Raw genomic sequence first — 12,960 nt, forward strand, 5'->3', positions numbered from 1 at the left:
GCGGGCGGTCGGCCCGGGGTCAGGCGTGCGCCACGATCTGGGTCACGACCCAGATCGCCCAGGCCAGGGGGACGAGCGCCACGTAGGCCGGGGGTCGCTTCAGGACCGGCGGACCGGGGTCCAGCTGGGTGCGGCCGGGGGCGGGGGCGGACGGCGGGAGCTTGCGGTACGTGAGGTGGGCGCGCAGGTTCCACAGCAGCGTGAACGGGTTGAAGATCACCAGGGAGAGCGGCCCCCACCAGCCCAGCATCAGCGCCCGGGTCGTCATCTGGCGGACGACGGACAGGCCGCAGGCCCGGCAGAACGGTCCGTCCAGGTGCTCGAACCGCATGACGACGAGGAAGCCCACGTGGGCCCGGACCTTGGTGTGGGCGACGGCCTGGCCGCCGCACGCGCGGCACGTGGTGGGCGGCACGAAGTAGACCGGGCCGGTGCCGGCCTGCGCGGCAGCCGGCCCGGGTGCGGCGTGGCCGCCGGGGGCCGGGGCGGCGTAACCGACGGGGGCGGCGGCTGCGTGGCCCCCCGGGGCCGCGGGGACCGGGCCGCCGGGCGCCGGGGTGTGTCCGGCGGGCGTGGTGTAGGGGTTGCCCGGTGCGGGGGCCGGGCCGGTCGGGTGGTGCGGTGTAGCCATGATCGAGGGGTTCTCCGGTTCTTGGGGACGTGACCCGAGACGGGTCGACCGGAGTGTTCGGTTCCATGATCGGGTGGCGGGATCAACGGGCTTGACCTCAAGAGAACTTGAGGTTCTAGGGTCGGTGGCGACGTTGTCTGTTCCCACGGAAGGAGAAGGGCATGAGGACACTGGTGCTGGGGCGGACGCCCTCCAGGCTGGCCGCGGTGCTGGAGACGCTGCACGCGGACGGCTTCGACGCGCAGGGGGTGAGCACCGACGAGGAGGCCCTGGCGCTGCTGGCGACCGGCACGTTCGGGGTGCTCATCATCGGCGGGGGCGTCGGACCGGAATCCCGCGCGCACATGAAGGAGTTCGCCGCCGGGCACGGGGTGCGGCGCGTCGTCGACGGCGCGCTGGCCGCGCCGTTCGACGTCTACACGCGACGCGAGTTCGAGCCGGTGATCAGGGAAGTCGCCGCCACCGCCTAGGAGTCCGGGCCTGTTCCCGTCGGCGGGGGCGGCGGCGGGGGCGGGGGGAGGTGGCCCTCGGGCGGGACCACCGTCTTCTCGGCGGCGAAGTGGCAGGCGGAGGGGTGGGCCGCCGGGCCCCCGGCGGCCCGGAACGCCTCCGGCACGGCCAGCAGCGGGACTTCGACGACGCACCGCTCCTGCGCCTTCCAGCAGCGGGTGCGGAAACGGCAGCCGGAGGGCACGTTCGCCGGGGAGGGCACGTCGCCGGTGAGGATGATCCGCTCGCGGTGCTCGCGCGCCGCGGGGTCCGGCACCGGCACCGCCGAGAGCAGCGCCTGGGTGTACGGGTGGGTGGGGTGGTCGTAGATCTGCGCGTCGGTGCCGGTCTCGACGATGCGGCCCAGGTACATGACCCCGACCCGGTCGGAGATGTGCCGGACGATCGACAGGTCGTGGGCGATGAAGACGTACGAGAGCCTGAACTCGTCCTGCAGCCGCTCCAGCAGGTTGACCACCTGGGCCTGCACCGAGACGTCGAGGGCGGAGACCGGCTCGTCGCAGATGATGATCTCGGGGTTGAGCGCGAGGCCGCGGGCGATGCCGATGCGCTGGCGCTGACCGCCCGAGAACTGGTGCGGGTCCTGGAACACCATCTGGATGTTGCGGCGGACCGCCTTCAGCGCCCGGCCGGACAGCTTGGTGATGTCCTCGCCCTTGTACGAGATCGAGCCGGCCGTCGGCCGTTCCAGGTTGACCAGCATCTTCGCGACGGTGGACTTGCCGCAGCCGGACTCGCCCACGATGCCGAGGGTTTCCCCCTCGCTCAGGTCGAAGGAGACGCCGTCGACCGCCTTGACCGCGCCGATCTGCTTCTTGAAGAGGATGCCCTGGGTCAGCGGGAAGTGCTTGACCAGGTCGCGGACCTCCAGGATGGCTCCGGTCCCCCTGGCCGTCGCCGCCGTCGCGGTCGTCGCCTCAGGCATGGAGGCACTCCTTCCAGAAGTGGCAGGCGCTCGCGCGGGGTACGGGCGACTCGGTGACGGGGTACAGCGGGGGCACGTCGGTCCGGCACACCGGCTGGGCCATCGGGCAGCGCGGGTGGAAGGCGCAGCCGGACGGGATGGCCAGCAGGTTCGGCGGCAGGCCCTTGATGGCGTACAGCTCCTGGCCCTTCTGGTCCAGCCGCGGGATCGAGTCCAGCAGGCCCCGGGTGTACGGGTGGGCCGGCGCCTTGTAGATCTCGTGGACCGGCGCCTGCTCCACGATCCGGCCGGCGTACATGACCGCGATCTTGTCGGCGACGTCGGCGACGACGCCGAGGTCGTGGGTGATCAGGATCAGGCCCATGTTGAGCTCCCGCTGGAGCTCCGCGAGCAGGTCCATCACCTGCGCCTGGACGGTCACGTCGAGGGCGGTGGTCGGCTCGTCGGCGATGATCAGCGAGGGCTCCAGGGCCAGTGCCATGGCGATCATGATGCGCTGGCGCATGCCGCCGGAGAACTGGTGCGGGTAGTCCGTCACCCGCTGCGCGGCGGCCGGGATCTTCACCCGGTCCATCAGTTCCACGGCCCTGGCCTTGGCGTCCTTGCGGGACATCCCGCGGTGCACCTGGAACATCTCGCCGAGCTGGGCGCCCACGGTCAGCACGGGGTTGAGGGAGGACAGCGCGTCCTGGAAGATCATCGCCATCCCGGCGCCCCGGACCTTGCGCCGCTGGTCCTCCTTCATCTTCAGGAGGTCCTCGCCCTTGAAGAGGATCTCGCCGCCGGCGATCCGGCCGGGGGGCACGTCGAGGATGCCCATGACGGCCTGCGCGGTGACGGACTTGCCGGAGCCGGACTCGCCGAGCACGGCCAGGGTCTCGCCCTCCTCGACCGAGTAGTCGACCCCGTTGACGGCCTTGGCGACCCCGTCCCTGGTCTTGAACTCCACGTGCAGATCGCGGACTTCGAGCAGCATCTTCCGACTCTCCTCGGATCTCCTTGGAAGGGGGCGCGCCTCAGCGCAGCTTGGGGTCGAGGGCGTCGCGCACCGCGTCGCCGAGCATGATGAACGCCAGCACCGTGATACTCAGCGCGCCCGCGGGCCACAGCAGCATGTGCGGGGCGTTGCGGATCTGCGGGGCGGCGTTGGAGATGTCGATGCCCCACGAGACGGTGGGCGGGCGCAGCCCGACGCCGAGGAAGGACAGGGTGGCCTCCAGGGCGATGTACGTGCCCAGGGCGATGGTCGCGACCACGATGACCGGGGCCACGGCGTTGGGGGCGACGTGCCGCAGCAGCATGCGCCCGTTGCCGGCGCCGAGGGCGCGGGCGGCCTGCACGTAGTCGTTCTGCTTCGCGGTGATGACGGAGCCGCGGCCGATGCGGGCGATCTGCGGCCAGCCGAGCAGCACGATGAAGCCGACCACCGGCCACACGGTGGTGCTGGTGACCACGGAGAGGAACACCAGGCCGCCGAGGACGACGGGGATGCCGAAGAAGATGTCGGCGACCCGCGAGAGCACGGAGTCGTACCAACCGCCGAAGAACCCGGCCAGCCCGCCGAGGAACGAGCCGAGCAGGGCCGCGCCGACGGTCGCGCAGATGCCGACCGTGATGGAGGCCCGTGCGCCGTAGACCGTCCGGGTGTACACGTCGCAGCCCTGGGTGTCGTACCCGAACGGGTGGCCGGGCTCGGAGCCCTGCTGGGACTTGGACAGGTCGCACTGGAGGGGGTCGCCGGAGGCGATGAGCTGGGGCCAGACGGCGATGACGACCAGGAACAGGATCAGCAGCGAGGAGATGATGAAGACCGGGTTGCGGCGCAGCTGGTGCCAGGCGTCCGACCACAGGCTGCGGGGCTTCTGCGCCGGCCCGGAGCCGCCCTCGTTGTCGAGGGACTTCTCCAGGCTCTCGGCCTCGTCGAGTGCGAGGTCCATGGGTCCGCCCTGTCCGGTGGGGGCGATCGCTTCCCGGCGTCCGGGTCGCAGGGGGTCGTAGTGCCCGGGGACGCCGGGCTGCTCGGTGCGTTCGGGGACGTCCGGCTCGGTCGGGGGGCGCTCGGGGTCGGGCTCAGGCATAACGGATCCTCGGGTCCAGGACCGCGTAGAGCAGGTCGACGAGCAGGTTCGCGAGCAGGAAGACGATGACGAGGATGGTCACGAAGCCCACGACGGTGGGGGAGTTGTTGCGCAGGATGCCCTGGTAGAGCTGGTAGCCGACGCCGTGGATGTTGAAGATCCGCTCGGTGACGATGGCGCCGCCCATCAGGGCGCCGATGTCGGTGCCGATGAAGGTGACCACCGGGATCAGGGAGTTGCGCAGCAGGTGCCGGGTGATGACCCGGTGGCGGGGCAGGCCCTTGGCTGTGGCGGTGCGGACGTAGTCGGCCTTGGTGTTCTCGGCGATGGAGGTGCGGGTCAGCCGGGTGACGTACGCGAGGGAGACCAGGGCCAGCACGATGCCGGGGAGGATCAGCTCGTTGAACGGCGCGTCCGAGGAGACGGTGGGCGACACCCACCCCCATTTCACGCCGAGGACGTACTGGAGGAGGTAGCCGGTCACGAAGGTGGGGACGGAGATCACGACGAGGGTGAGGACCAGCAGCGTCGTGTCGACGGCCCGCCCCCGGCGCAGTCCGCTGATCACGCCGAAGGTGATGCCGACGATGATCTCGATGAGGATCGCGATGATCGTCAGGCGCAGGGTGACGGGGAAGGCCGAGGCCATCAGCTCGGTGACGGGCTGGCCGTTGAAGGCGGTGCCGAAGTCGCCCTGGAAGATCTGGCCCATGTAGTGCAGGTACTGCTTCCACAGGGGCTGGTCGAGGTAGAGGTCCTTGCGGATGCGGGCGGCGGTGGCGGGGTCGGGGGCCTTGTCGCCGAAGAGGGCCGCGACCGGGTCGCCCAGTGCGTACACCATGACGAAGATCAGGAAGGTGCTGCCGATGAAGACCGGGATCATCTGCAGCAGCCGCCGGATGACGTAGCGTCCCATGGACGGCTCCAGGGTCCGGGTGGGTGCGCCGGCGGCGGCGCGGGGCGCGAGGGCGTACGCGCCGCCGCCGGGGTGCCCAGGGCTGGGTCGGGTGGGTCAGCTGACCTTGATCTGGTCGTAGACCGGGACGCTGAACTGGTTGAGCGAGACGTTCGACAGCCGCTCCGAGTAGCCCGCGCTGCCGTTCTGGTACCAGAGCGGGATCGACGGCATCTGCGCCGCCAGGATCTTCTCGGCGTCCTGGAACTTCGCGATCGCCGCGGCGGTGTCGCTCTCCTGGTTGGCCTCGTCGACGAGCTTGTCGAAGTCGGGGTTGCTGAACTTCCCGTAGTTGGAGGAGGCGCCGGTGTAGTACAGCGGCTGCAGGAAGTTCTGGATCAGCGGGTAGTCGCCCTGCCAGCCGGACCGGAAGGGGCCGGTGAGCTTGAAGGAGCTCTGCTGGTTGCGGAAGTCCGCGAAGGTGCCGACCGGGTTGACGGTGCAGACCGCGCCCTGGCCGAGGACGTTGTTGATGCTGTTGCAGACGGCGTCCATCCAGACGCGGTGCGAGCCGGTGTCGACGTTCGAGGTGATCGTCATCTTGCCGCCGGGCAGGCCGCCGCCCTCCTGGATGAGCTGCTTGGCCGCCGCCGGGTCGTACGTGCAGAGGTCGCCGCAGACGTCCTTGAAGCCGCCCTTCTCGCCGAGGGCCGAGGAGGTCCAGTCCTGGGCGGGGCTGCGGGTGTTCTGGAAGATCTGCTTGGTGATCTCGGGGCGGTTGATGGCGCGGGAGATGCCCTGGCGGACCTTCTCCATGCCCGGCTTGCCCCACTGGGGGTCGTACAGCGGGAAGGTGAGGGTCTGGATGATGAGCGCCGGCTGGTTGATGTAGCGGTCGCCGAGGTCGTTCTTGACGTTCTTGAGCTGCTGCGCGGGCACGTCGTCGACGAGGTCGAGGTTGCCGGCCAGCAGGTCGGTGTAGGCGGTGTTGTTGTCGGTGTAGACCCGGAGGTCCACGCCGCCGTTCTGCGCCTTGTCGGGGCCCGTGTAGCCGTCCCACGCGCGCAGGTTCATGCCGGTGCCCTTGGTGTACGAGTCCACGGTGTACGGGCCGTTGCCGACGGGCTTGTTCAGCCAGCCGGCGTGGTCGGTGAAGAAGGACTTCGGGAGCGGGGAGAAGGCCTGGTAGCCGAGGGTGTCGGGCCAGGTGGAGAACTTGTCCTTCAGGGCGACGGTGAAGGTCGTGTCGTTCTTCACGACCAGGCCGCTCATGGTCTTGGCCTTGGGCTCGCCGCTCTCCGGGTGGAGGTCGTCGTAGCCGACGATGTTGGAGAAGAAGGGCGAGTTGTTCTGCTTGTTGCGCACGTCGGCGGCGTAGTTCCAGGCGTCGACGAAGGAGCTCGCGGTGACCGACTCGCCGTTGCTGAACTTCCAGCCGGGCTTGAGCGTGACCGTGAAGTTCTGCTGGTCGGTGGTGTCGATCGACTGGGCGACCATGTTGTCGGCCGCGCCGGTCTTGGGGTCGTACCGCTTCAGGCCCCGGAAGATCATGTCGAGGACCTTGCCGCCCTGGACCTCGTTCGTGTTCGCCGGCTCCAACGGGTTCTGGGGGTCGCCCCAGGAGGAACTGACGATGCCGTCGCCCCCGCCGCCGCTGTCGCTTCCACCGCCGCATGCCGTCGCCGCGAGGGCTACGGCCACCGCACATGCGGCCCACTTGGCGTGGGTGGCTCCGCGCATGGAGTGCCTCCTATTGGCTCCCAGGACTCACTTAGGCGCCAATATCACCCCAAACAGGTGGGTCACGCACATTATGCGCGCCCGTCCGCGGCCGGGCGTCACCCGCCGTTCAGCCGACCGGCCGTCACCCGGACGGGGGCCGGTCGGCGGGCGCCGCTCCCGCGGCGGTCAGGACAGGGTGACCTCCCACGTGTCGACCGAGTACCGGGCGCTCATCCCGTGCGCCTCGTACAGCGCCAGGGCCCCGCTCGCGTTCTGCGTGTCCACGCCCAGGCCCAGGGTGTCCCGGCCCCGGGCGGCGTACACGGCGAAGGCGTGCCGGAGCAGGTGGCCGCCGATGCCCCGGCCGCGTACGTCCTTGCGCACGCCGAGGCTGCGCACCCAGCCCATGGCGGCCCGGTTGTCGCGGCTGATGCACACCGCGACGTCGCCGCGGTCCGCGAGCCGCGCGATCCACACCAGGGACCAGTCGACCTCGCCGCGCACCGCCCCTATGTCGGCGAGCCACTGCTCGTACGTCCGCGGCTGGTGGTCGAAGTGGTCCGCGAAACTCTCCATCAGGAGGGCGTGCGCCACCCGCCGGTCCGCCTCGTCCGTGCAGTCGCGCAGCGCGAGCCCCTCGGGCGGGGCGGGCGGCAGGTCGGCCGTACGGGACACCGCGCGCGTCATCACGTAATAGCGGCGGACCGTGCGCCAGCCGCGGCCGGCCAGGACGGCGGTGTCGGTGGTCGGCGCCGAGTTCAGCTGCAGATGCACCACGGCCCGCCCGGCGCCGCCCTCCCGGGCCCGCTCCAGCGCCCGCGCCTCCAGCAGTGCGAGCAGCCGCTCGCCGGCCGCCTGGTGGTCCGGCAGCACGTAGTGGTCGGAGTCGATCCGCTCGGGGTCGCCGTCGCACCACAGGCAGGCGTACGCGACCACCTTGCCGTCCTCGAGGGCCAGCCACGAGTCGCGGGCCAGGTCCATCTCGGGGTGCAGCAGGTCGGACTCCACCTCGCCCAGGTCGGTCTCGGGGTGGCCGAGCTCGATGACGTCGATGGCGTTCATCAGGCCGCAGATGTCGGCGGCGTCACTGGGCCCCGCGGGCCGTACGGTCAGCATCGCCCCACTCTCGACCGCCCGCCCGCCCCCGGCAAACCCTTTTGCGGGCAGCGGTGCCCGGACACCCCCTACGGCTCGAGGTGCTCCAGGGTGAACGCCGGGAGGGCGAACCGACCGCCCTGGGGCGCGGCGGGGTCGGGCGGGAGGTCCGCTCGCGTCCTCGTCCCGCGCCACCCGTCCCGGCAGACCCCGCGGACTCCTGACGGTCCGTCGGTCGTGGGCTCGTATGAACGTTCACCCCTGCGTGGGATCCGCGGGGCCGCCGGTGGACGGGGGCGGGGGGCGCGGGCCTTGGGGCGCACGGGGTGCGGGGGCGCATATACCAGGCGCGAGTGCGGCGCGTGGGGATTTTGCCAAGATCCACGGAGCGTGCTGGATTGATCACCGAAAGTGCCGCCTGCGCCGAGGGGATCACATGCGCACCGTTCGCGAAGCCGTGCTCGACGTTCTGCGGACCCGGGGGATGACCACGGTCTTCGGCAACCCCGGCTCCACCGAGCTGCCGATGCTCAAGGACTTCCCCGACGACTTCCGTTACGTGCTCGGCCTCCAGGAGGCCGTGGTCGCCGGCATGGCCGACGGCTTCGCGATGGCCACCGGCACCACCGCCCTGGTCAACCTGCACACCGCCCCCGGCACCGGCAACGCCATGGGGGCGATCCTCAACGCCCGCGCCAACCGCACCCCCATGGTGGTCACCGCCGGCCAGCAGGTGCGCCCCATGCTCACCATGGAGGCCCTGCTCACCAACCCGCAGCCCACACTGCTGCCGCAGCCCGCCGTGAAGTGGGCGTACGAGCCGCCCCGCCCCGCGGACGCGGCCACCGCCCTCGCCCGGGCCGTGCAGATCGCCGAGACCCCGCCGCAGGGGCCGGTGTTCCTCTCCCTCCCCATGGACGACCTCGACGCGCCCCTCGACGAGGACGAGGACCGGGCCGCGCGCACCACCGCCGCCCGCCGGGTCCACCACGCGACCCGCCCCGCCCCGGACGCCGTACGCGACCTGGCCGACCGGATCGCCCGCGCCGCCGACCCCGTCCTCGTCGTCGGCAACGACGTGGACGCCGCGCCCGGCGCCTGGGACGCCGTCGTCGCGCTCGCCGAACGCGCCGCCCTGCCCGTCTGGTCCGCGCCCACCGAAGGCCGCGTCTCCTTCCCCAAGACCCACCCCCGCTACCGCGGCACCCTGCCCCCGGCCATCGCCCCGCTCGCCCGCTGCCTGGCCGGGCACGACCTCGTCCTCGTCGTCGGCGCACCGGTCTTCTGCTACTACCCCTACCTGCCCGGCGACTACCTGCCCGAGGGCGCCGCGCTGGTCCTGCTCACCCGCGACGCCGACGAGGCGGCCCGGGCCCCCGTCGGCGACGCGCTCGTGGCCGACCTCGCGCCGACGGTGCGCGAGCTGGTCCGGGAGCTGGGGGAGCGGGGACGGGCGTCGGGCGACCGGGCGGCGAAGGCGGGCGACGGCGCGGCGGAAGCGGGCGCGGCGGGGGCGGGCGCCGCAGCAGCGGGCGCGGCGGGGGCGGGCGCGGCGGAAGCGGGGAACGCCGGCACCGCGGCCACCGAGTCGGGGCAGACCGACGACGGTGCGCTCACCCCGCTCGCCGCCCTCACCGCCGTCGCCCAGGGCGCCCCCGCCGACACGCTCTGGGTCAACGAGTCCCCGTCGAACCTCCCGCAGTTCCACGAGGCCACCCGCATCAGCCGCCCGCACTCGTTCTTCTTCACCGCCGGCGGCGGGCTCGGCTACGGCGCGGCCGCCGCCGTCGGCGCCCAGCTCGGCCGCCCCGACCGGCCCGTGGTCGCCGTCATCGGCGACGGCTCGATGCACTACGCCGTCCAGGCCCTGTGGACCGCCGCCGCCTACAAGATCCCCGTCACGTACGTCGTGCTCAGCAACCAGCGGTACGCCATCCTCCACTGGTTCGCCCAGGTCGAGCGGGCCGCCGGCGCGCCCGGTCTCGACATCCCCGGCCTGGACATCGCCTCCGTCGCCACCGGCTACGGCGTCCGCGCCCACCGCGCCACCGGCGCCGGCGAACTCGCCAAGCTCGTCCGGGAGTCCGCCGCCCAGCAGGACGGCCCCGTGCTCATCGACGTACCGGTCACGACGGAACTCCCCTCTCTCTGAAGGCCGTGGGCGGGAGTCCCCCTGTGCCCCCGCCCCACGCAGCGCGCCCCTCCCCTGTCCCGCGTACCGTCCGGAAGGCACCGGCATGCCCCACCCCGAGCTCGTCGACCAGCTCCTCGCCCACCTCCCCGCCGACGCCCTGATCACCGACCCGGTCCAGCTCGCCGCCCACGCCCGCGACTCGGCCCCCTTCTCCGACTGCGGCACCCCCGCCGCCCTGGCCCTGCCCAGCACCCCCGAGCAGGTCCAGCACATCCTCGCCACCACGTACGGACTCGGCGTCCCCGTCGTCCCCCAGGGCGCCCGCACCGGCCTGGCCGGTGCCGCCAACGCCGTCGACGGCTGCGTGCTGCTGTCCACCGCGCGCATGGACCGCATCCTCGCCGTCGACCCCGCCAACCGCCTCGTCCGCTGCGAGCCCGGGGTCGTCACCAAGCACCTCAACGAGGCCGTCGCCTCGCACGGCCTGACCTACCCGCCCGACCCCGCCTCCTGGGAGCGCTGCACCATCGGCGGCAACATCGCCACGGGCGCCGGCGGCATCTGCTGCGTCAAGTACGGCGTCACCGCCGACTACGTCCTCGGCCTCGACCTCGTCCTGCCCGACGGACGGCGGATGCGCACGGGCCGGGACACCGCCAAGGGCGTGGCCGGTTACGACCTCACCCGCCTCGTCGTCGGCTCCGAGGGCACCCTCGCCGTGGTCGTCGGCGCCACCCTGGCACTGCGCCCGCTGCGCCCGCCGGCCCTCTCGCTGCTCGCCCAGTTCCCGACCCTGACCGCGGCCGGGGACGCGGTGGCCGCCGTCATCGCCGCCGGCCACACCCCCTCCGCCCTCGAACTCCTCGACCGGGCCACCACGCGGGCCGTCGCCGACCACGGCCACCCGCTGCTGCGGGCCGACAGCGCGGCCACGCTCATCGTGGAGAGCGACAGCCCCCGGCCCGCCGCCGACCTGGAGGCGATGGCCCTGCTCTGCAAGGAGGCCGGAGCCGACCACGTGGTCAGCGCCACCAGCCCCGAGGAGTCGCGGCGCGTCATCGAGGCCCGCCGGCTGGTCAGCCCGGCGCTCGCCCGGTGCGCGGCGGAACTGCCCGGCTCGCCGACCGCGTTCATCGAGGACGTGGCCGTACCCCGCTCCGAACTGGCCAAGTTCATCGGCACCATCGAGGAGATCGCCCGTCGCCACCGGCTGCGGATCTTCACCCTCGGCCACGCCGGGGACGGCAACCTCCACCCCACCGTCGTCTTCGACGAGTCCGACCCCGCGGAGACGCAGCGGGCCAGGACGGCGTACGACGAGATCATGGCGGCGGGCCTGGCGCTGGGCGGCACCACCACCGGCGAGCACGGCATCGGCACCCTCAAGCGCGACTGGCTCACCCGCGAACTCGACCCCGCGTCGCTGGAGCTCCAGCGCGGCCTCAAGCGGCTCTTCGACCCGAAGAACCTGCTGAACCCGGGCAAGGTGGTGTTCGCGTGACCGCCTCCACGGACCCCGCCGCCACCGACCCGGCACCCGCGGCCCCCACCCCCGCCGGCACCCCTGCGGGCTGCCCGGTCACCCAATCCGGCCCCGACACGGGTGGGGCGACCGCCCCCGGGGCCCGCCTGCCCGTCCCGCGGACCGCCCGGGCCTCCCGCGCCGAGACCCTGCGCTTCGTCGCCACCCACACCCTGCCCGCCTTCGTCCGCGGCGTCGTGGTCCCGCGCGGCCCGGTCCTGACCGCGTACGCCGCCCTCGACCAGGCGGCCTGGTCCGCCGCCACCCTGCGTGCCCTGCGCGACCGGCACGGCGGGGCGCCCGTACGGGTGCGGGGCCTGTCGGGCGAAGTGCTGGTCCTCCTCGACCCCGCCGACGTCCGGCGGTTCTTCGCCCTGCCGGTGCCCGTCCTGGCGATGGACGCCGCCGACAAGAACCGGGCGTTCTCGGCCTTCGAACCCGACGGGGTCCTGTGCACCCACGGCGAACTGCGCGAGCGGCTGCGCCGGGTCAACGACGAGGTGCTCGGCTGGGACCAGCCGGTGCACCCGTCCTGCGCGGAGTACCTCGCGGTGGTCGAGGAGGAGTGCGCCTCCCTCACCCACGGCGGGACCCTGCCGTACGGGCGGATCCAGCGCGTCCTGACCCGGATCTCCCGCCGGATCGTGCTCGGCGACCGGGCCGCCGGCGACGAGGAGTTCGGCGGCTGGCTCCACGCGCTGCGGGCCGAGGCCAACTGGATGGGGTTGCGGAAGGGCCGCCGGGCCGCGACCCGTGCGCTGTACGAGCGGGCGTCCGCCCGGATCGCCGAGTACGCCGCGGACGCCCCGGCCCACACCCTGGCCGCCCGGGCGCTCCGGGCCGACAGTCCCCCGGGCACGGACCCGCTGGCCCAGACCCACCACTGGCTGGCCGCCCTCGACGCCTGCGCCCCGGTCACCGCCCGCACGCTGATGCTGCTGGCCGCCCACCCGGCCGAGCAGGAGTGCGCCGCCCTGGTCCCGGCGGAGGCCGAGCCGCAGGACATGGACCGGCTGCGGGCCTGCGTCCAGGAGTCCCTGCGCCTCTACCCGCTCGTCCCGGACCTGCTCCGGGTCACCCGCGCCGAGACCGAGTGGCGCGGGGTGCACCATCCGGCCGGCACCACCGTCCTGGTGCCCATCGGGTTCCACCAGCGCGACCCCGCACACGTCCCGGGCGCCGACCTGTTCGTACCCGGACGGTGGCTGCGCCCCGGCGCCGACCGGGACACGGCGACGGCCCCGTTCAGCCACGGCGGCGGCCGCTGCCCGGGCGACCAGCTCGGCCTGCTGCTCACGGCCGCGGTCTGCGCGCGGGTGCTGCGCGGCCACCGTGTCACCGGCGCCCGGCCGCACCTCGACCCGGTCGGGCCGCTGCCGGGGGCGGTGGACACCCCGGCGATCCGGCTGACGCTCCGCCCGCGCTGAGCGTCCCGGCCCGCCCCGCTG

General features: G+C 73.0%; 11 protein-coding genes. 4 read left to right on the plus strand and 7 right to left on the minus strand.

Going from position 1 to position 12,960, the window contains the following annotated elements; genetic code table 11:
• Positions 1–19: 19 nt before the first annotated feature.
• Positions 20–631: a hypothetical protein gene (locus IF43_RS39760; protein WP_051795900.1), complete on the minus strand. Its 612-nt coding sequence runs from the start codon at positions 629–631 to the stop codon at positions 20–22.
• Positions 632–792: 161 nt separating this feature from the next.
• Here IF43_RS39760 and IF43_RS0123070 point away from each other — a divergent pair, with 161 nt between their 5' ends.
• Entirely contained in the window at positions 793–1,101 is a 309-nt protein-coding gene (locus tag IF43_RS0123070) for a hypothetical protein (RefSeq protein ID WP_030203862.1), read from the plus strand.
• Here the strand turns inward: IF43_RS0123070 and IF43_RS0123075 are convergent.
• From IF43_RS0123075 to IF43_RS0123100, 6 genes are all read right to left on the minus strand, one after another.
• Entirely contained in the window at positions 1,098–2,066 is a 969-nt protein-coding gene (locus tag IF43_RS0123075; protein WP_051795903.1) for an ABC transporter ATP-binding protein, read from the minus strand. The two genes, IF43_RS0123070 and IF43_RS0123075, sit on opposite strands and share 4 nt — an antisense overlap.
• Complete coding sequence (locus IF43_RS0123080; protein ID WP_030203869.1) at positions 2,059–3,042, minus strand: ABC transporter ATP-binding protein; 984 nt, start codon at positions 3,040–3,042, stop codon at positions 2,059–2,061. Before IF43_RS0123080 ends, IF43_RS0123075 begins: the two co-directional genes overlap by 8 nt.
• Before the next feature lie 40 nt (positions 3,043–3,082).
• Positions 3,083–4,003, minus strand: coding sequence for an ABC transporter permease (locus IF43_RS0123085; protein ID WP_199922769.1), 921 nt, complete (start codon positions 4,001–4,003; stop codon positions 3,083–3,085).
• A gap of 133 nt (positions 4,004–4,136) precedes the next feature.
• A complete protein-coding gene (locus IF43_RS0123090; protein ID WP_030203873.1) occupies positions 4,137–5,060 on the minus strand; it encodes an ABC transporter permease in 924 nt (307 codons plus the stop codon).
• A gap of 96 nt (positions 5,061–5,156) precedes the next feature.
• Entirely contained in the window at positions 5,157–6,779 is a 1,623-nt protein-coding gene (locus tag IF43_RS0123095) for an ABC transporter substrate-binding protein (protein ID WP_030203875.1), read from the minus strand.
• A gap of 168 nt (positions 6,780–6,947) precedes the next feature.
• Positions 6,948–7,877, minus strand: a complete 930-nt coding sequence (locus IF43_RS0123100) for a GNAT family N-acetyltransferase (RefSeq protein ID WP_030203877.1) — start codon at positions 7,875–7,877, stop codon at positions 6,948–6,950.
• A gap of 415 nt (positions 7,878–8,292) precedes the next feature.
• Here IF43_RS0123100 and mdlC point away from each other — a divergent pair, with 415 nt between their 5' ends.
• The 3 genes from mdlC to IF43_RS43560 all read left to right on the plus strand — a co-directional run bounded on the left by mdlC (position 8,293) and on the right by IF43_RS43560 (position 12,939).
• The gene (gene mdlC / locus IF43_RS0123105) at positions 8,293–10,008 is read left to right on the plus strand and encodes a benzoylformate decarboxylase (RefSeq protein WP_037889673.1); all 1,716 of its coding nucleotides are present in this window, start codon (positions 8,293–8,295) and stop codon (positions 10,006–10,008) included.
• An 85-nt stretch (positions 10,009–10,093) separates the two neighbouring features.
• Positions 10,094–11,491: an FAD-binding oxidoreductase gene (locus IF43_RS0123110; protein ID WP_030203879.1), complete on the plus strand. Its 1,398-nt coding sequence runs from the start codon at positions 10,094–10,096 to the stop codon at positions 11,489–11,491.
• Positions 11,488–12,939: a cytochrome P450 gene (locus IF43_RS43560; RefSeq protein ID WP_030203880.1), complete on the plus strand. Its 1,452-nt coding sequence runs from the start codon at positions 11,488–11,490 to the stop codon at positions 12,937–12,939. Before IF43_RS0123110 ends, IF43_RS43560 begins: the two co-directional genes overlap by 4 nt.
• Positions 12,940–12,960: the final 21 nt, after the last annotated feature.

The sequence above is a fragment of the Streptomyces sp. NRRL S-87 genome, assembly GCF_000719335.1.
Lineage (GTDB): Bacteria > Actinomycetota > Actinomycetes > Streptomycetales > Streptomycetaceae > Streptomyces.

Excerpts from the sequence above, each read along its gene's own strand:
- IF43_RS39760 (WP_051795900.1), bottom strand. The coding sequence starts at position 631 with ATGGCTACACCGCACCACCCGACCGGCCCGGCCCCCGCACCGGGCAAC.
- IF43_RS0123070 (WP_030203862.1), top strand. The coding sequence starts at position 793 with ATGAGGACACTGGTGCTGGGGCGGACGCCCTCCAGGCTGGCCGCGGTG.
- IF43_RS0123075 (WP_051795903.1), bottom strand. The coding sequence starts at position 2,066 with ATGCCTGAGGCGACGACCGCGACGGCGGCGACGGCCAGGGGGACCGGA.
- IF43_RS0123080 (WP_030203869.1), bottom strand. The coding sequence starts at position 3,042 with ATGCTGCTCGAAGTCCGCGATCTGCACGTGGAGTTCAAGACCAGGGAC.
- IF43_RS0123085 (WP_199922769.1), bottom strand. The coding sequence starts at position 4,003 with ATGGACCTCGCACTCGACGAGGCCGAGAGCCTGGAGAAGTCCCTCGAC.
- IF43_RS0123090 (WP_030203873.1), bottom strand. The coding sequence starts at position 5,060 with ATGGGACGCTACGTCATCCGGCGGCTGCTGCAGATGATCCCGGTCTTC.
- IF43_RS0123095 (WP_030203875.1), bottom strand. The coding sequence starts at position 6,779 with ATGCGCGGAGCCACCCACGCCAAGTGGGCCGCATGTGCGGTGGCCGTA.
- IF43_RS0123100 (WP_030203877.1), bottom strand. The coding sequence starts at position 7,877 with ATGCTGACCGTACGGCCCGCGGGGCCCAGTGACGCCGCCGACATCTGC.
- mdlC (WP_037889673.1), top strand. The coding sequence starts at position 8,293 with ATGCGCACCGTTCGCGAAGCCGTGCTCGACGTTCTGCGGACCCGGGGG.
- IF43_RS0123110 (WP_030203879.1), top strand. The coding sequence starts at position 10,094 with ATGCCCCACCCCGAGCTCGTCGACCAGCTCCTCGCCCACCTCCCCGCC.